18 protein-coding genes are annotated in these 18,194 nt (G+C 65.3%); 5 read left to right on the forward strand and 13 right to left on the reverse strand.

Going from position 1 to position 18,194, the window contains the following annotated elements; genetic code table 11:
• On the forward strand, positions 1–461 hold a 461-nt coding region (locus QUV11_RS12740), incomplete at its 5' end, for a M20/M25/M40 family metallo-hydrolase (RefSeq protein ID WP_300883273.1).
• Between the two features lie 127 nt (positions 462–588).
• On the opposite strand, the gene QUV11_RS12745 is transcribed toward QUV11_RS12740, so the two are convergent.
• The 3 genes from QUV11_RS12745 to QUV11_RS12755 all read right to left on the reverse strand — a co-directional run bounded on the left by QUV11_RS12745 (position 589) and on the right by QUV11_RS12755 (position 3,807).
• Positions 589–1,149 carry a hypothetical protein gene (locus QUV11_RS12745; protein WP_300883274.1) on the reverse strand — a complete coding sequence of 187 codons (561 nt, stop codon included), beginning with the start codon at positions 1,147–1,149 and terminating at the stop codon, positions 589–591.
• 265 nt (positions 1,150–1,414) lie between these two features.
• Positions 1,415–1,855: a TIGR01244 family sulfur transferase gene (locus tag QUV11_RS12750; RefSeq protein ID WP_300883332.1), complete on the reverse strand. Its 441-nt coding sequence runs from the start codon at positions 1,853–1,855 to the stop codon at positions 1,415–1,417.
• Between the two features lie 176 nt (positions 1,856–2,031).
• Entirely contained in the window at positions 2,032–3,807 is a 1,776-nt protein-coding gene (locus tag QUV11_RS12755; RefSeq protein ID WP_300883275.1) for an ABC transporter ATP-binding protein/permease, read from the reverse strand.
• Between the two features lie 305 nt (positions 3,808–4,112).
• On the opposite strand from QUV11_RS12755, the gene QUV11_RS12760 reads away from it, so the two are divergent.
• Positions 4,113–5,912, forward strand: coding sequence for a hypothetical protein (locus QUV11_RS12760; RefSeq protein ID WP_300883276.1), 1,800 nt, complete (start codon positions 4,113–4,115; stop codon positions 5,910–5,912).
• A gap of 229 nt (positions 5,913–6,141) precedes the next feature.
• Here QUV11_RS12760 and QUV11_RS12765 read toward each other — a convergent pair whose 3' ends face one another.
• From QUV11_RS12765 to QUV11_RS12800, 8 genes are all read right to left on the reverse strand, one after another.
• Positions 6,142–6,438 carry a hypothetical protein gene (locus tag QUV11_RS12765; RefSeq protein ID WP_300883277.1) on the reverse strand — a complete coding sequence of 99 codons (297 nt, stop codon included), beginning with the start codon at positions 6,436–6,438 and terminating at the stop codon, positions 6,142–6,144.
• Between the two features lie 196 nt (positions 6,439–6,634).
• Entirely contained in the window at positions 6,635–7,579 is a 945-nt protein-coding gene (locus QUV11_RS12770; protein ID WP_300883278.1) for an NAD(P)/FAD-dependent oxidoreductase, read from the reverse strand.
• A 5-nt stretch (positions 7,580–7,584) separates the two neighbouring features.
• Positions 7,585–8,175 carry a methionine biosynthesis protein MetW gene (metW, locus tag QUV11_RS12775; RefSeq protein ID WP_300883280.1) on the reverse strand — a complete coding sequence of 197 codons (591 nt, stop codon included), beginning with the start codon at positions 8,173–8,175 and terminating at the stop codon, positions 7,585–7,587.
• Positions 8,172–9,329 (reverse strand): homoserine O-acetyltransferase, encoded by a 1,158-nt coding sequence (locus QUV11_RS12780; RefSeq protein ID WP_300883281.1) that lies wholly within the window; start codon positions 9,327–9,329, stop codon positions 8,172–8,174. The genes metW and QUV11_RS12780 overlap by 4 nt, the downstream gene beginning before the upstream one ends.
• A gap of 206 nt (positions 9,330–9,535) precedes the next feature.
• Positions 9,536–9,934 (reverse strand): cupin domain-containing protein, encoded by a 399-nt coding sequence (locus QUV11_RS12785; RefSeq protein WP_300883282.1) that lies wholly within the window; start codon positions 9,932–9,934, stop codon positions 9,536–9,538.
• 19 nt (positions 9,935–9,953) lie between these two features.
• Positions 9,954–10,352, reverse strand: a complete 399-nt coding sequence (locus QUV11_RS12790; RefSeq protein WP_300883283.1) for a VOC family protein — start codon at positions 10,350–10,352, stop codon at positions 9,954–9,956.
• Between the two features lie 4 nt (positions 10,353–10,356).
• Positions 10,357–11,211 carry an oxygen-dependent coproporphyrinogen oxidase gene (gene hemF, locus QUV11_RS12795; RefSeq protein WP_300883284.1) on the reverse strand — a complete coding sequence of 285 codons (855 nt, stop codon included), beginning with the start codon at positions 11,209–11,211 and terminating at the stop codon, positions 10,357–10,359.
• A 27-nt stretch (positions 11,212–11,238) separates the two neighbouring features.
• Positions 11,239–11,700 (reverse strand): tRNA (cytidine(34)-2'-O)-methyltransferase, encoded by a 462-nt coding sequence (locus tag QUV11_RS12800; RefSeq protein WP_300883286.1) that lies wholly within the window; start codon positions 11,698–11,700, stop codon positions 11,239–11,241.
• Positions 11,701–11,953: 253 nt separating this feature from the next.
• On the opposite strand from QUV11_RS12800, the gene petA reads away from it, so the two are divergent.
• Genes petA through QUV11_RS12815 form a run of 3 tightly spaced genes read left to right on the forward strand, consistent with a single transcriptional unit; the run spans position 11,954 to position 14,707 of the window.
• Positions 11,954–12,526 carry a ubiquinol-cytochrome c reductase iron-sulfur subunit gene (gene petA / locus QUV11_RS12805; RefSeq protein WP_300883287.1) on the forward strand — a complete coding sequence of 191 codons (573 nt, stop codon included), beginning with the start codon at positions 11,954–11,956 and terminating at the stop codon, positions 12,524–12,526.
• Between the two features lie 12 nt (positions 12,527–12,538).
• Positions 12,539–13,834: a cytochrome b/b6 gene (locus QUV11_RS12810; RefSeq protein ID WP_300883288.1), complete on the forward strand. Its 1,296-nt coding sequence runs from the start codon at positions 12,539–12,541 to the stop codon at positions 13,832–13,834.
• A 30-nt stretch (positions 13,835–13,864) separates the two neighbouring features.
• Positions 13,865–14,707, forward strand: a complete 843-nt coding sequence (locus QUV11_RS12815; protein ID WP_300883289.1) for a cytochrome c1 — start codon at positions 13,865–13,867, stop codon at positions 14,705–14,707.
• A gap of 595 nt (positions 14,708–15,302) precedes the next feature.
• Here QUV11_RS12815 and QUV11_RS12820 read toward each other — a convergent pair.
• Together QUV11_RS12820 and QUV11_RS12825 are read right to left on the reverse strand one after the other, a co-directional pair.
• Positions 15,303–17,438: a transglycosylase domain-containing protein gene (locus QUV11_RS12820; RefSeq protein WP_300883290.1), complete on the reverse strand. Its 2,136-nt coding sequence runs from the start codon at positions 17,436–17,438 to the stop codon at positions 15,303–15,305.
• A 150-nt stretch (positions 17,439–17,588) separates the two neighbouring features.
• Positions 17,589–18,191: an NTP transferase domain-containing protein gene (locus tag QUV11_RS12825; protein ID WP_300883291.1), complete on the reverse strand. Its 603-nt coding sequence runs from the start codon at positions 18,189–18,191 to the stop codon at positions 17,589–17,591.
• Positions 18,192–18,194 lie beyond the last annotated feature (3 nt).

The raw sequence follows: 18,194 nt of genomic DNA on the forward strand, positions 1-18,194 counted from the left end.
CAGACTGGTTCCAGCCGAGCAACATCGAGATCACCGATCTGGCGGTGGGCAACCCGGCGCACAACGTCATCCCCGCAGGCGCCGAGGCGCGGATTTCGATCCGCTTCAACGACCTGCACAGCGGAGCGTCGTTGACCGAGCTGATCACCGGCGTGGCGCAAGCGTTGGGCGGCAGCGTCGAGGCGAAGATATCGGGCGAGGCGTTCCTCACCCCGCCGGGCGAGCTTTCGGGGATGATCGCCGACGCCATCCGCGCCGAAACCGGGCTGGAGGCGGAGCTTTCCACCACCGGCGGCACATCGGACGCGCGCTTCCTGTCGCGGATCTGCCCGGTCGTGGAGTTCGGCCTGTGCAACGCGACGATGCACAAGCTGGATGAGGCGGTGGCGGTGGAAGATCTCGACACCCTCGCGCGGATCTACCGGCGCGTGGTGCTGGGGGCTTTGGTAGGGACGAGTTGACTGCGGTTGGCGCGACGTCCCTCGACTTCGCTCGGGACAACGGACTGTGGTGAGGGTATCCCCTCCTCCGTCTGTCCCGAGCGAAGTCGAGGGACGTGCGCGCAGCCTTGGCGACTAAGCCGCACCCTCAATGCGCGGCGTCGCCGCTCACCCATTCGACCCATTCGGGGAAGAACACCGGCGCGCGCAGCGACCAGCCGGGCGCGGTGGCCGCGGCCTCGCTGATCGACTGGAGCAGCACCTTGCGCCGGTCGGGCTGGATCTGCGGCAAGGCTGCCGCAGCGCAATAGGCCGAGGGCAGCCAGGGCCGGACATCCGCGCCGAGCAGCCGCTCATACAGGAACCGGAACGACGAGAAGCTCTCGATCCGCCCCTGCGCCAGATCGAACGCCGCCAGCCTGACCAGCAGCGCCATGAAATGCTCGAAGCCGTCTTCGTTGGGCGCGTCGGGGACATTGCCGCGGAGCAGCTTGAGATCCTGATAGACCAGATAATGCATGCGGATCGAGGCGGTTTCCTCGGCATTGCGCGCCCAGCGCTTGAACGCATCCTCGCGCGCCAGCCCGATATCGAGCGCGCGCTTGATGTAACGCTGCGCGCCGGGTGCGAAACTTGCGAACTCGCGCAGTTCCGCCAGCGTCAAAGCCGCTGAGGAATTGCCGGATGCTGCGCCGGGATGGCTCGCCATGCCCCATTCTCCTTGCCGTGTCCGCGCGCGGATGTGCCGCAGCGGAATGGGCAAACATGGTCACAACAGGGTTAGGATAGGGTTAACCATGACATTTCAATCCTCCCCGAGCTTGTCTCGGGGAGGGGGACCACCGACCGCAGGTCGGTGGTGGAGGGGAAGCGGGATTGTGAAATGGCTGTTGGGGCGGCTTGGCCTCGCTGCCCCTCCACCACGCTGCTGCGCAGCGCGGTCCCCCTCCCCTGTCAGGGGAGGATTTTTGCGGTTACTCCGTCCGTCCCGACAGCGCGTCGAGCATCGGGCGGATCGGGGTGAGGTCGTAGCCGGCGCTGGACGCGACGTCGCTGAGTTCGGCCGGGCTGGCGCCCTGCTTGGCGCGGGCGAGCGACCACAACAATGTCGAGCGCGTTCCCGAACGACAATAGGCCAGCACCTTGCCGCCATCGCCCTCTGCCTTGCCGAGCGCCGCGATCATCGCATCGACCTGCGGCGCGGAAAACCCGGCATGGGTGATGGGAATCGCGACATAATCAATCCCCGCAGCGGCGGCTGCCGCCGCAATCTCGTCGCCCTGCGGCGCGGAGGGATCTTCGCCATCGGGACGGTTGTTGATGATCATGGTCACCCCTTGCGCCTTCGCTGCGGCGACCTGATCGAGCGAAATCTGCGGAGAAACCTGGATGGTGTCGGTCAACGGCGTGAACATGCTCTGGTCTTTCATGGCTATCGGGGCGGAGGCTGAGGGCGCAGCTGACAGCGACGCGAGGATCGGCGGCATCTGGACCGGTGAGCGCTCGCTCTGGTTGCGATCCTTGCACCCGGAAAGCGCTAGGGTGGCGACCAGCGCCAGCGACGATGAGAGCGAAATGGCAAGCGACCTGTTCATACCGTCTGCGCCCCTTCCTTCTCGCGCTCGAGTGCCTGGCGTTGCCACATCGCGGCATACAGCCCGCCCTTGCGCAGCAGGTCGCGGTGCGAACCCTGCTCGGCAACGCGGCCCTTGTCCAGCACGATGATGGTATCTGCATGGGTGACCGTCGACAAGCGGTGCGCGATCACCAAGGTCGTGCGGCCCTGCGCGAGCGACCCCAGCGTACCCAGGATCTCGGCCTCGGTCGCGCTGTCGAGCGCCGATGTCGCCTCGTCGAAAATGGTGAGCGGCGGGTTCTTGAGCAGCGTCCGGGCAATCGCGACGCGCTGCTTCTCGCCCCCCGACAGCTTCAAGCCGCGCTCGCCGACCTCGGTATCATAGCCCTTGGGCAGCGACTCGATGAAATGCCCGATCGCCGCGCCGTGCGCCGCGCGCACGATCTCGTCCTGGCTGGCGCCTTCGCGGCCATAGCCGATGTTGTAGCCGATGGTGTCGTTGAACAGCACGGTATCCTGCGGGACGATACCCAGAGCGGCGCGCAGCGAGGCCTGCGTCACCCTGGCGATGTCCTGCCCGCCGATCAGCACGCGCCCACCCTGCGGGTCGTAGAAGCGGAACAAGAGCCGCGCGATGGTCGACTTGCCCGCGCCCGAGGGCCCGACGATCGCCAGCGTCTGCCCCGGCTCCACCTTGAAGCTGAGCTTGTGCAGAATCTGGCGGTCCGAATCATAACCGAAATCGACATTGTCGAACTCAACCGAGGGCAGCGCGCTGTTCAGCGCGGGCGCGCCGGGCACGTCGACGATCTCGGCGGGCGTGTCGATCAGGTCGAACATCGCGGCCATGTCGACCAGCCCCTGGCGGATGGTGCGATAGACCATGCCGAGCAGATCGAGCGGGCGGAACAGCTGCATCAGCAGTGTGTTGACCAGCACCAGATCGCCGACCGTGAACTGGCCGACGCTCCAGCCCCAGATGGTATAGGCCATCGCGCCGGCCATCATCAGGTTGGTGATCAGCGACTGGCCGACATTGAGCAGCGCCAGCGAGTTTTCGGATTTGACTGCGGCATTGGCGTAGGTCCGCGCGGCATCGCCATAGCGCTTGGCCTCGCGCTCTTCGGCGGTGAAGTATTTGACCGTCTCGTAATTGAGCAGCGAATCGACCGCGCGGCCAAGCTGGCGGCCGTCGAGCGTGTTCATCGTCTCGCGCAGATGGTTGCGCCAGTCCGTGACCATGCGCGTGAACCCGATATACAGCGCGACCATGCCGACCGTCGCCAGCACCAGCCCGATGCCGAAATTGATCCAGAAGATCACCAGCACCGCGATCAGTTCGAGCACCGTCGGCGCGATGTTGAACAGCAGGAAATACAGCATCACATCGATGCTCTTGGTGCCGCGCTCGATGACCTTGGTCACTTCGCCGGTGCGCCGTGCCAGATGGAAGCGCAGCGACAGCCGGTGCAGCTGGACGAACACGTTTTCCGCCAGCGTCCGGGTCGCCTCCTGCCCGACGCGTTCGAACACCACGTTGCGCAAATTGTCGAACAGCACCGATCCCAGCCGCGCTGCGCCATAAGCCAGCACCGCGACGATCGCGGCGGTGGCCATGGTGGTCCCATCGATCGTCATGCTGTCGATCGCGGCCTTGTAGGCAAAAGGCATCGACAGCACCGCCGCCTTGCCCAGCAGCACCATCAGCATCGCGCCGCAGATGCGCAGCTTGAGATCGGGTCTGCCGTCGGGCCACAGATAGGGCAAAAAGCGCGCCAGCGTCTGCCGCATGGCGGGCTGCTTTCCGCTCGGGGCGGGCGACGCGGTATGGAAGGATTGCATTGTTCAGCCTCGATAGGGTCGATCTCCCAAGGTTCCAAGCCCTCTGACAGAAAAACTCGCGGATCGCCGAATGAAACCTGTGTAACCGTGAAAGCGAAGTTTTTGGGGAAAGTGACCTTTTTGATGTCACCTTCATTTGCAAAGTTACATGCGACTGGATATCTTTGGGGTCAGACACGAGCGGATAGGATAAAAGTCCCAGGGCGCTTCATCCGCAACGAGTGACCAGGCAACCCCGAAGGGACTGCAATCAGGTGAGCGCACAACCCGACAGAACGGCGCTGCTCGGCGAGCTGGCGGTGGTCCTGCAATCACCCGAGTTCTTGCGCTCTCCGGTGCTGCGCAGGCTGCTGGAATATCTGGTGGGGCAGACACTGGAAGGGCATGGCGGTCGGCTCAAGGCGTATCAGATTGCCGTCGAGGGATTGGGCCGGGACGACAGTTTCGATCCGCAAAGCGACAGCTATCCTCGGGTCCAGGTCGGCCGGCTGCGCAAGATGCTCGACCTGTATTACGCGGCGCTGACACCCGAACAGGCCGGCGGCCGGCTGCGCATTTCGATTCCGGTGGGGCATTACAATGTCGAGCTGCAGCCGATCGTGCTGCCGCCTGACGAGACCATTGCCGCGCCTGCAGACTCGCAGCCGGTTGCCGTCGCCGATAGCGCAACAGCGCCAGAGAGCCCGACCCTGCCGAGCGCCCCTGCAACCGGCACGCCGGCGACGATGCCCCCTGCTGTCCCGGTGCAGCCGCGCTCAAGCGACCGAAGCTGGCTGATCTGGGCGGTTCCGGCGTTGCTGCTGCTGGCGCTGCTATATGCCGTCTGGCTGGTCGCCCGAACCGGCGCGGACGAGCGCGATGGCGCGCTGCGCGACATGCGCCAGCACATCGCGCATGTTACCATCACCACGCAGCCTGAAACCTACAATGACGACCTCGTCACCGCCGCGCAGATTGCCGAGATGCACCTGCAGCGCTTCGAGATGCTGGCGGTGAGCATGGGCGCGCATGACGATGGACGGGACACGCGCGAGACCGCGCGCGAGTATGAATTGCTGCTGCGCGGTGGCGGACGGCAGGAAGGCGCGCTGCCACAGATGCTGTTTCTCACGCTGCGCCATGTCGCTACCGGCACGACCTTGTGGTCCTATGAACTGCCCCGCATCGGCAGTCCGCTGAGCGCACCCGATTTCGAGCAGGCGATCGGTGCCGGCATATCCGCCATCGCCCGGTCGGGGGGCCTGATCGCGCAGCACCAGCGCAAGCTGCTCGGCAACGACATGAGCCCGGGCTATCCTTGCCTGATCCAGTACGATGCCTTCCGCCAGCGGCGCGATCCGGCCCTGCGCGTTGCGCTCGAAGCTTGCCTCACCCGGTCGCTCGAAGCCTATCCCGACGAACCTTTGTTCCTGCAAGCCCTGTCCTATATGGCGCTGTCCAGCCCGCAGCCCGGCCGGCAGACGCCTTTGCTGCCCTCGGAGCGCGGGCGCGCGATGGCGGAGGCGGCTTTGCAGTTCGATGGCCGCTCGTCGCTGGCGCAGATCGCGGTCGCGCGCTCGGCGCTGGCGCGGGGCAACTGCCCCCGGGCGATCGCCTTTGCCCGGCGCGCGGTGGAGAGCAATCCGCTCGAGCCCGATACGCTGGGACTGGCCGGGACCTTCCTCTTGTCGTGCGGCGATATGCGCGGGGCCGAGCAGGTGCTCGAACGCGCAATGGCGATGAACAGCGAGCCCGGCGGGTACCAGACCGCGTCGCTGATCACCGCCCGGCTGATCAACGGCAAGAGCGAGGCGGCGCTGGACCTGGCCCTGCGCGCGGACTCCTCCGCCATGGCCGACCAACCCAATTTCCTGCTGGCCAAGGCGCTGGCGCTGGCCGCCAATGGGCGGATGGATCAGGCGCGCGCGAGCTGGGCAGCGCTCGAGAAGGTGGTGGGCGTCTCCCCCGGCGCGCCAGCGTCCGACATCCTGAGTCGCTTCGCCATTTCGCCGTTCTTCACCCGCCGGATGGTGGCGGAAGCCGAGCGCTCGGGACTGGTCCAGGCAGCGGACTGACCGGCGCCGCACGCTGCGCGCACTAGCGATCCCGATTAATGGGAAATTTCCCCAACTGTCAGCATCTGTTCATCTCGCTGCTCGACAGCGCTGAGGCCAAGCGCCTGTAAAACCGTCATTTTTCAAACTGGCACGCCCTGTGCAATGCTTCTGGCATCTCCGGCCAACCCGGTCGGAACCACCAGAAACACCCAGAAAGGACCTCTCCCATGACCATCTTCACCACCGCTCAGAGCCAGCTCTTCGCCGCCGCCCTGGCTGTCGTCTGCTCCAGCTTCTTCATCGCCGTCAGCGTCGTTCCCGGCGCGATCGTCTGATCACCCCGACCAACCCAGACTTCAAACACAAGGACCACCATCATGAACATTCTCGCAACCGCTCTCGCCACGATCTGCTCGGCCGTCCTGATCGCCACCAGCGTTCTCCCCGGCATGATCGTCTGACCCTTCTTCAAACCCACTCTTCTGACAAGGACCACTATCATGAACCTCATCGCCACCCTGCTCGCTTCGGTCTCCTCGTTCATCCTGATCGCAGCCAGCGTCGCTCCCGGAACGATCGTCTGATCGCCCGCCTGTTCAACCCCGTTCCATCTCAAGGAAGTTCAAATGTTTATCGCCGGTTTTGAAAGCATCCAGGGTCAGGTGTTCGCCGCTGTGGTGGCGATTGTGACCTCGTCGATGTTCATCGCCGCAAGCCTGGCGCCTGCCGCAATCGTTTGATCAGGCGCCTGTTCGATCCGGGTCCGCAAGACCCGCGAGCGCCCGGCCAGAGACCCAGGCGTTTTCGATCCGGGGGCCGATAAGCCAGTCGCCGCACAGCCCCAGCCGCAACGATCCATCCCACAACGCCGTCTTTCCCGCAGCGCCCGACATCGCATAACGCCAGCGGTGCGCCTGTACCGCGAGTATCCCGGGCAGTCCTTCGCCGACCGCTTCGGCGAGTTCCGCCAGCAGCCGAGCGATCACTGCGTCGCCATCGTCTTCAAGATGCTCCGCCGACCAGTCGGGCGACCCTTGCACCACCCAGCTTTCGGGCCCCGACCGACCCGGCTTGGCGCTGTTGCGCGCCGCCCAGCCGATCGCACCGCAGTTGCGCAGGCTGTCGGCAGCAAACTCCACACGCGCATCGAACGCCGCCATGACCGTCCAGCACGGCTGCGACCTGGTCGCCTGCGCAAGTCCCGCCCATTCGGCCTGATGCGCGGCCACAAGATCTCCGACCTGTTCCGCCGGAACCGCGACGATCACCGCATCGGCGGTCTCCACGCCGTCGGCATGCGCAAGCTGCCAAAGCGTGCCATCGCGCGCGATGGTCTCGATCCGGCAGTTCCAGCGAACATCGTGACCCGCCGCGAGCGCCTTGATGATTCCGTTCATCCCCGGCGTGCCGACCCATGCATCGTCGCCCGCTGCCGGCCAGCGCGCGGCAGTGCCGGCCGCTTCCCAGCGCGCGACCTCGGCGGCGAAGTCCGCATCGCGCGCGGTGAAATATTGCGCGCCATGATCGAAAAACGCCATGTCCTGCGCGGTTTCGACCCGGCGCGTCGACATGCGTCCGCCGGGTCCACGCGCCTTGTCGAACAGGACGATGTCATGCCCTGCCCGCTGCAACGCGGCCGCGGCAGACAACCCGGCCAGCCCGGCACCGATGATCGCGATCTTCATGTAGATTATCTCCGCAGCAGGAACACGGCGTGCTCGGCGAGCAGATTGGCCATGCCGCGCGAGGTCTGCTGGTCACCCGACAAAAACCATTCGCCATCGCAGGTCCAGCCGCGCAGCGCGATCAGCTCGCGAAAATCGTCGATGGTGACGTGGTGGATGTTGGGGGTTTCGTACCAGGCTTCGGGGATCAGCCGGGTCACCGGCATCCGGCCATGGGTCAGCAGCGACATCCGGATGCGCCAGTGCGCGAAATTGGGAAAGCTGACGAACGCCTGGCGTCCGATCCGCAGCAGCTCCTCGAGCACCTTGTGCGGCGCGCGCGCGGTCTGCAGCGTCTGGCTGAGGATCGCATAATCGACGCTGTCCGATGGGTAATCGACCAGATCGGTGTCGGCATCGCCCTGGATCACCGAGAGTCCACGGGTGACCGCTGCGCTTACATTGGCGGGATCGAGCTCGAGCCCGCGCGCGCGCACCTGGCGGCTGTCGCGCAGCGCCGCCATCAGCGCGCCGTCGCCGCAGCCGACATCGAGCACCCGCGATCCCGCGGCGATGTTGTCGGCGATGATGCGCAGATCCGGGCGCAATCCGGTCACTTGGTCGCTCCTGCGCGCAGGAAGCCATCGACGATGCGGTTCATCTCGGGGCATTCGAGCAGAAACGCGTCGTGCCCGAACGGCGAGGACAGTTCGACGAAGCTGGCTTCCGCGCCGGCCGCGTTGAGCGCATGGACGATGCGGCGCGATTCGGCGGTCGGGTAGAGCCAGTCGGTGTCGAAGCTGATCAGGCAAAAGCGCGTCTTCGTCCCCATGAACGCGCTCGCCAGCACGCCGTCAAAGGGCAGAGCGAGATCGAAATAGTCCATCGCGCGGGTGATATACAGATAGCTGTTGGCATCGAACCGGTCGACGAAGCTGATCCCCTGGTGGCGTAGATAGCTCTGGATCTGGAAATCGGCATCGAAGCCGAAGCTGCTGCCGTCGCAATCTGCCCCGGTCTTGTCCTGCAACCTGCGCCCGAACTTTTCGGTGAGGCCCGCTTCGGACAGGTACGTGATGTGCGCCGCCATCCGCGCGACCGCGAGCCCCGATGCCGGGACATCGCCGTCAGCGTAATACGACCCCTTGCGCCAGCGCGGATCGGCCATGATCGCCTGACGGCCGACCTCGTGGAACGCGATGTTCTGCGCCGAATGCCGCGCGGTCGAGGCGATGACCAACGCAGCGCGGACCCGGTCGGGGTACAGCACCGGCCAGCTCAGCGCCTGCATGCCGCCCATCGATCCGCCGATCACCGCAGCAAGTGTGTCTATACCCAGATAATCGAGCAGCAAGGCCTGCGCGCGCACCATGTCGGCGATCGACAGCACCGGAAAATCCATGCCCCAGGGCGTGCCGGTCGCGGGATCAACGGTCGCCGGACCCGACGAGCCCATGCAGCTGCCGATGACATTGGCACAGATGATGAAGTCGCGCGCCGGATCGACCGGTTTTTCTGGCCCGACCAGACGCATCCACCAGCCGGGCTTGCCGGTGACCGGGTGGGTCGAGGCGACATATTGGTCGCCGGTGAGAGCATGGCAGATCAGCACCGCGTTGCTCTTGGCGGCGTTCAGGCTGCCATAGGTTTCGTACGCGATCTCGACCGGCGCCAGCGCCGCACCGCAATCGAGCCGCAGCGGCCCGAGCAGCGTCACCCGGCGGTCCAGCCCGAAACGGGCGTCAGAATGAGAGACGGATGCGCTGGCCATGGCCGGTCGGATTGGCGGCAAGCCGTGCGGCTGTCAATGGGGCCTCCTAAATCCTCCCCGAGCTTGCTCGGGGAGGGGGACCACGAAGTGGTGGAGGGGAAGCGTCTGCGTGCAAATCTGGAAGGGAAGCACAATCTCGCTTCCCCTCCACCATTCGCTGCGCGAACGGTCCCCCTCCCCCAGCGAGCTGTGGGAGGATTTGGAATTCACCGCGCCCTGTGCTGCGTACCCGCACCCGCGGTGATGAACACCGCCGTCGCGGTGCCTTCGACATCCGCGGTGTGCCATACCCCCGGCGGGTTGATCGCATAATCGCCGGGGCCGAGCTCCAGCGTCGTTACCGTGCCGTCCGCCTGCTCCTGGTGCAGCGTCATCCGCCCCGCGGTGCACAGCACCATCTCGTCGCCTGCCGGGTGCATTTCCCACATCGTCCAGGGTGCATCGAAGCTGAACTGGGTGACCAGTCGGCCCTCGATGCCATCGGCGGCCGCGCGGCGCTCGTATTCGGCATACCATGCCATGTCGCCGGTCATCTCGGGCTGGACGATGGCCTTGGCCCCCAGACCCAGATGGACCGGTCGGACGTCAAGCGGATATGCGGTCATGGCATCGTCTCCGATATCGTTACCCAGCGAAGAAGTTGAGCTCGAGCAGCACGCCATTGGGGTCGAGCGTGAAGATCTGCTGGAGGCCGATCGCGGTCACCGCGTTGATCGAATACTCCGCGCCGCGCGCCTGCAGCCGCTGCTCCATCGCCTCGAACCCCTCGCAGCGAAAGGCGATGTGGTGGATCGATCCGGTCGGCCCCGGCGCGACATCGCGCGGGAAGGTACGCGGGCAGTCGACGCTGTTGATGTGCACCACCGCCTGGCCGCTGCGGTCATACGCCCATTGCGCAGTGTCCGGGGTCAGCGGCGGCGGCGCGTCGCGGATCTCGAGGTCGAGCAATTCGGCATAAAAGCGCGCGGTCGCGGCCAGGTCCTGCGCGATGATGTTGACATGATCGAGCCGCTCCACCGTCACAGGATCAATCCCACACGGCTTCGGGTGGCAGGCTCATCAGAATCGCATCGATGTTGCCCCCGGTCTTGAGCCCGAACAATGTGCCGCGATCGTGAATCAGGTTGAATTCGGCATAGCGCCCGCGCCAGACGAGCTGCTGGTGTTTTTCGGCCGGGGTGAATTCCTGCTCCATCCGCCGCCGCACGAGTGCGGGGAAGATATCGAGGAAGGCGCGCCCGACATCCTGGGTGAACGCGAAGTTCGCATCGAACGTCGCATCATCGGTGCATTCGAGATGATCGTAGAAGATGCCGCCGACGCCGCGATGAACACCGCGGTGCGGGATGAAGAAATAGTCGTCGGCCCAGGCCTTGAACTTGGCGTGATAGGCCGGATCGTGCGCATCGCACGCCGCCTGCATCCGCGCGTGGAAATCGTCCGTATCTTGGTCGTAAGGCAGCGGCGGGTTGAGATCGGCTCCACCGCCGAACCATGCCTTGGTGGTGACAAGGAAACGGGTGTTCATATGCACCGCGGGCACGTGCGGATTGGACATATGCGCGACCAGGCTGATTCCGGTGGCGAAGAACCGCGGGTCCTCGCCCGCGCCGTTGATCGATTTGGCGAACTCCTCGCTGAACCGGCCCTCGACGGTCGAGACGTTGACGCCTGCCTTTTCGAACACCTTGCCCTTGATCAGCCCGCGCACCCCGCCGCCGCCATGCGAGCCATCGGGCTCGGTGCGGTCCCAGGCGGCATAATCGAACTCGGCGTCCGAGCCCGCTTCGCGCTCGATCGCGGTGAATTCGGCGCAGATCGCATCGCGCAGGCTTTCAAACCAGCCCCGCGCTGCCAGTCTTTGTTCGGTCCAATCGGTCATCGCGCTCCCCTGTACGGGCGGCTGCGTTCATGCTCCGCCCAGATGCCGTGTCTGCCGCAGCGCCTCGCCAAGCGCAATCCCGGTTGCGACCGATATGTTGAGCGAGCGCAGTCCCGGCGCCATCGGAATGGTGGTGGCAAGCTCGCAGGCATCGCGCACATGCGCCGGAACCCCGGCGCCTTCGGACCCCATCAGCAGGATGTCGTTTTCGCCAAACTCGGTACGATAGATGCTGGCAGGCGCATGCGCGCTCATCAGCACCAGCCGCGCCCCCAGGTCCTTGCGGAACGCCTGGAACGCTTCCCAATCGGCATGGCGGCGCATTTCGGCGAGCGGGCCGTAATCCATCGCCGCGCGTTTGAGCCTTTTGTCGTCGAACACGAAACCGCATGGCTCGATGATCTCGACCGGGACCGCCATGCAGGCGCCCAGCCGCAGGATGGCGCCGACGTTTCCGGCAATGTCGGGTTGGAAAAGGGCGATACGCATCGTGCCGCTTTAGCAACCCGCGCGGCCAAGTCACGCGGGCGATCGACCGGAAGAGCAAATTTGCCCGCCGCATCAGCCATCATTCAGATAAACTATGCTGCGGCGCGCCAATTTCGTTGTTGGCAAAATGACGGTTTTGCGTCTATCAGGCCCGCAATCATGCGGACGGGCCAGGGGCGAAGCCGTGCCATGCCGCTTCCAGCATCGGAAATTAATCAACTTTTTTCAATAGCTTGAGGGTCAGGTTAGCGACATGGCAGAACAAGTCACGATCAATCAAGACGGCAGCGCAGCCGTCGAGTCCGACGGGGTTCGCCGCCGCGACTTCATCAACATCGCAGCGGTCAGCTTTGCGGGTGTTGGCGCAGCCACGGTACTTATCCCGCTGATCACGCAGATGGCGCCCAGCAAGGACGTTCTGGCGCAGGCCTCTACCGAGGTCGACATCTCGGCCATCGCGCCGGGACAGACGATCAAGACCGTGTGGCGCAAGCAACCGGTGTTCATCCGCAACCTGACGCCGGCCGAAATCACCGACGCCGAGGGTGTTTCGGTCGACGCGCTGCGCGACCCGCAGTCGCTGGCCGACCGCACGGTCGATGGCAAGACCAACTGGCTGGTGACGCTGGGCGTATGCACCCATCTGGGCTGCGTGCCGCTGGGCGCGGCACAGGGCGAAGTGAAGGGCGAGTTCGGCGGCTATTTCTGCCCTTGCCACGGTTCGCATTACGATACCGCAGGACGCATTCGCAAAGGCCCGGCGCCGACCAACCTGTTGGTGCCCGAGTTTTCGTTCCTGTCTGACACAGTCATCAAGATCGGTTGAGGAGCATAAATTATGAGCTTTTCCTGGGCCAAGCATTACGAACCGAAGACCGATCTGACCAAATGGCTGGATCAACGCCTGCCGCTGCCGCGGCTGGTGTATGGCGCCATCGGCGCCGGCTATCCGGTTCCGCGCAACCTGAACTACTTCTGGAACTTCGGCGTGCTCGCCGGGATCGCATTGGTGATGCAGATCGTCACCGGCATCATCATGGCGATGCACTATGCGCCCAACGCCTTGGTCGCGTTTGATTCCACCGAACACATCATGCGCAATGTCAACTGGGGCTGGATGCTGCGCTACGCGCATGCCAACGGCGCCAGCTTCTTCTTCATTGTCGTGTACATCCATATCTTCCGCGGGCTGTATTTCAGCTCGTACAAGGCGCCGCGCGAAATGATCTGGCTGCTCGGCCTGGTCATCTTCCTGCTGATGATGGCGACCGCGTTCATGGGCTATGTGCTTCCCTGGGGCCAGATGAGCTTCTGGGGTGCCAAGGTGATCACCGGCCTGTTCGGCGCGATCCCCCTGGTCGGCGAGCCGATCCAGACCTGGCTGCTGGGCGGCTTTGCGCCGGACAACGCCGCGCTCAACCGCTTCTTCTCGCTGCACTATCTGCTGCCGTTCGTGATTGCCGGTGTCGTTATCCTGCACATCTGGGCGCTGCACATTCCGGGATCTTCCAACCCCACCGGCGTGGAAGTGAAGACCGAATCGGACACCGTGCCGTTCCACCCCTATTACACCGCAAAGGACGGCTTCGGCCTCGGCGTGTTCCTGATCCTGTTCTGCTCGGTGCTGTTCTTCGCGCCGAACTATCTGGGCCATGCGGACAACTACATCCCCGCCAACCCGCTCTCGACGCCCGCACATATCGTTCCCGAATGGTATTTCTGGCCGTTCTACGCGATCCTGCGCGCCTTCACCTTCGACTTCTTCATCGTGCCTGCCAAGCTGCTGGGTGTGCTGGCGATGTTCGCCTCGATCCTGCTGCTGTTCTTCCTGCCCTGGCTGGACCGTTCGCCGGTGCGTTCGGGCAACTATCGTCCGCTGTTCAAGATCTTCTTCGCGATCCTGGTGCTGGACGTGCTGCTGCTCGGCTATCTGGGCGGTGCGCCGGCTGAAGAGCCGTTCGTGATGATGAGCCAGCTGGCTTCGGCTTACTACTTCGCCCACTTCCTGATCATCCTGCCGATCATCTCGAAGATCGAAAAGCCCAAGCCGCTGCCCTTCTCGATCACCGATTCGGTGCTCGGCAAGGACAGCATCGGCACCGCTGGCGGCCCCGCGCTGCAGCCCGCCGAATAAAGCCAGACGCTAGAAGGAAAGTCGTTCGACATGATTCGTATTGGTGCATTTTTGGTGGGGCTGTTCTTCAGCGGCTGGCTCATCGTCTCGTTCGGTGTGGGCGCCGCCGCCTATATCAGCGAGCCGCCGCAGGAAACCGCAGAGCATGCCTTTCACCTTCACCCCAAAAAGCTCTCGCTGAGCAGCGATGGCCCGATGGGCAAGTTCGACCGTCAGCAGCTGCAGCGCGGCTTCCAGGTCTACAAGGAAGTGTGCGCGGCCTGCCACTCGATGCGTCTGGTGGCCTTCCGCAACCTGGGTGAGCTTGGCTATACCGAGGACGAGGTCAAGGCGATCGCCGCCAACTGGCCGATCCAGACCCCGTCGATCGATCCGGCAACCGGTGAAGCCACGACCCGCGCGTCGCTGCCCGCCGACATGCTGCCTGCGCCGCATGCCAACGAAACCGCCGCGCGCGCGGCCAACAACAACGCCCTGCCGCCGGATCTTTCGCTGATCACCAAGGCGCGTCATGGCGGAGCGGCGTATATCTACTCGCTGCTCACCGGCTATCAGGAGCCGCCGGCGGAACTCGCCCAGCGCTTCCCCGATTCGATGCCGGGACCGGGCCTCAACTATAACCCGTACTTCGCGAACCTGAACATCGCGATGGCCAACCCGCTGGGCGGCGACGGCATCGTCACCTACTCGGATGGCACCGAAGCCACCCGCGACCAGATGGCCAAGGACGTTTCGGCGTTCCTGGTGTGGACCGCAGAGCCCACGCTGGAAAAGCGCCACCAGACCGGCTGGGCCGTACTGATCTTCCTGATCATCGCGACCGGCCTTGGCTATATGGCCTATCGCAACGTGTGGGCGGGCGTGAAGCACTAAGCTTCGCCTCCTCACCGCAGACAACCGATCCGGCCCGGAAGTGAAAGCTTCCGGGCCGGATTGCGTTTGGGGGTGGACGCGCGCCAAGAACCCCTCTCCCCTCCAAGGGAGAGGGTTGCGCAGACTTGGCAGCCTGCTGCCTAGTCGTAGCTGGGAGAGGGGGCAGCAACGCCAGCGCTGCTCTGACACTGCCCCACCCTCATCCAACTCCGCCTGGACAGCGAAAGACACCCGGTCCCCTGCGCAGGCAAGGGGCCCATCTCCTGACCGCGGTGCAAGGTGCGAGGGTAGCGGGTGGGTGCCTGCCTGCGCAGGCAAGCGGCTCTCCCCTCGGGCAACTTCTGCGGCCCATCGGATCAGCCCTGCCGGGAAAAGGCTGACTGTCAGCCAACGATCACAGCGCCGCCGTTGCCTTTTCCGTCATCCCGGGCTTGACGCGGGACCCAGGGGTTCCCGCACAACGCTGCCCAATAGGCCACTGGGGCCCGGATCAGGTCCGGGCTGGCGACGCGGGTCAGTGTCCGCGATCCACTCTGTTTCAGCCGCTGGCGGCGCTCACCATCGCTCTTCGGACTCAGGCGCTCGGCGCGAAACCTCACTGACCCTCGTCATCGCGCAGCACCGGCGCGACGCGCTGGTCCTGCGGATTGGGTGCAGGCGGTGGCCTGCGCACCGGCGGGCGGGGTTCGGCCTGGCGGGTCTGCGGGCGCTGCGGGGCGGAATCGCGACCCAAAGCCCGGTCGATGAAGTTGTCGTCGAGCTGCTCGGGCTGCTGCAGAGGCGGCGGCGCGAACGGGTCGGGCACGTCGGGGCCACGGCCCTGCTCGATCGGGTTGCCGTTCTCGTCGATGAAGATCACGTCGTCGGGCGAGCCGAAATAGGCCTCGTCATCGGGCTCGAGCTGCCACTCCGGCAGCACCAGCTCGGTATCGAACGGCTCGACCTTGCGCTTGGCCACCGCGACCCGCATGTACTGCGCGAACGCCCGCGCGGGCGCGGTGCCGCCCTGCAGTCCGCCGACCGCCCGTGCATCGTCGCGGCCCATCCACACGCCGGTGGTGATGCCGCTGGAAAAGCCGAGGAACCAGCCGTCCTTGTTGCTGTTGGTGGTACCGGTCTTGCCCGCCACCGGGCGTCCGATCTGCGCGGCGCGGCCGGTGCCGACGTTGACCGCGGTCTGCAACAGGTCGGTCATGCCTGCGGTGACGTGCGGCGGCACGAGCACCTGGCTCATGTCCGCTTCGTGCTGGTAGAGCACCTCGCCGTCGCTGGTGGTGACCTTGGTGATGCCATAAGGCGCAATCGCGACCCCGCCCGAGCTGACACCGGCAAAGGCGCGCACCATGTCGATCACGCGCACCTCGGACGATCCCAGCACCATCGAGGGCAGGGTCGTGATCGGCGTGGTGATGCCGAAGCGGCGCGCCATGTTGGCGATCGTGCTGGTGCCGACATCCTCGCCGATCCGTGCGGCAACGGTGTTCTTCGAATAGGCGAACGCGGTGCGCAGCGTGATGTCGCCGGCATAGCTGCCGCCGCTGTTGCGGGGGCTCCAGCCGCCGATAGTCACGGGTGCATCGGTGACGATATCCTCGGGGGTGTAGCCCGATTCGAGCGCCGCGAGATAGACGAACAGCTTCCAGGCCGATCCCGGCTGGCGGAGCGCGCTGGTGGCGCGGTTGTAGTTGGAGGTGACGTAATCGGTGCCGCCGACCATCGCGCGCACCGCGCCATCGCGGTCGAGCGAGACCAAGGCGCCCTGGGTTCCGCGCGGCACATTGGCCTGGATCGCCTCGGTGCCCGCGCGCTGCATGGCGAGATCGAGCGTGGTCCACACCACGATCGGCTCGCCATTGTCGTCGATCAGCGTGTCGAGCTGCGGCAGCGCCCAGTCGGTGAAATAGCGCACCGAGTTCTGCCCCTTCTCGGCGGCGAATTCCACGCCCTGCAGGTCGGCGCCTGCGGCCTGCGCCGGCGTGATCGTGCCGACGTCCTGCATCACCGCGAGCACGACGCCGGCGCGGCCCAGTGCCGCCTCGGTATCGGCGGTGGGCGAATAGCGCGACGGCGCCTTGACCAGCCCGGCGATGATCGCGGCCTCGGCCAGCGACAGGTCGGTGCCGTCATGGTTGAAGAACTTGCGCGCGGCCGAATCGACGCCATAGGCGCCACCGCCGAAATAGACCTTGTTGAGGTAAAGCTCGAGGATCTGGTCCTTGCTGAACTTGCGCTCCAGCGCCAGCGCCAGCACGCCTTCGCGGATCTTGCGAGTGTACGAGCGGCTGTTGCTGAGGAACACGTTGCGCGCCAGCTGCTGGGTGATCGTCGATGTCGCGCGCACCCGGCCGCCGCCTGCGACCGAGTTGTAGATCGCGCGGCCGATGCCGATCGGGTCGACGCCGGGGTGATAGGCGTAGCGGCGGTCCTCGACCGAGACCATAGCGTCCTTCATCACATCGGGAATGTCCTCGATATCCAGCCACTCGCCGAAACTGGGGCCAAGCTGCATGATCTCGGTGCCGTCGGCGGCCTTGACCAGGATCATCTGGCCGTTGGGCGAGGACTTCATGTCCTGAAAGCTGGGCAGCGATCCCATCACGGTCATCACCGCGACGATCAAACCGATCAGCCCGACCAGCGCGACAGCCGACCCTATCTTGACAGTCCGCCAGAACCACAGGCGCGGGCCGCTTGCGGGCTGGGCCCTGCCACCCTTGTTCTTCACCGCCATGTGCAATCGGCCCCCATCATCCCGTCACGCTCATCCCCGCCACGCCGTGTCTAGCCGCGCAGCAGCAAAGCGCCGCGTTTTGCAGCATCCGGCTTTCGCGTTGCTGAATATCGTGTCCCGCCCGATGCGCCAAGGCGTTTCGCCCCGGGGTCACGGCTGCTGTTCCGGACAGGCATCGCGAGCGGCGATCTGCTGCGCCAGCGCGAGGTCTTCGGGCGTGTTGACGTTCATCAGCGCCTGCCCCCCGTCAAAGTCGACTGCCGCAGCACCAAGCTCTTGGGCCAACCGGCGCAACGACCATTTCTCGCTGCACCGTGCGGGCGTCAGCGCGGCCAGCACCGCAGGGCCCTGCCACAGCGCGAAAACGGGCTGCCAGCCATCCTGGGTGCGCGCCATCGCCATCGGCCCGGATGCGGTCAGCCGGTCGACCAGATCGAGCGGGACGAACGGCGCATCGACCGGCACGGTCACGAACGCCTCTATCCCGCGCACGCACAGCGCATGGGCTACCGCTCGTATCGCGCCCATGGGTCCTGCGGGGCCATCGGAAAGATCCGGAATCGCGGTGCATCCGGTGCCATAATCCTGCGGCGCGGACAGCAGCAGCTCGGCCACCTGCGGGCGCATGCGGCGCAGCACCCGATCGATCATCCGCTCGCCTGCAATCATCGCGAGCGCCTTGTCGGGGCCCTGCATGCGGCGCGACCGGCCGCCAGCCAGCACCACGGCAACGGGCATCGCGATGGCGGTCATGGC

The sequence above is a fragment of the Blastomonas sp. genome (assembly GCF_030373265.1).
Lineage (GTDB): Bacteria > Pseudomonadota > Alphaproteobacteria > Sphingomonadales > Sphingomonadaceae > Blastomonas.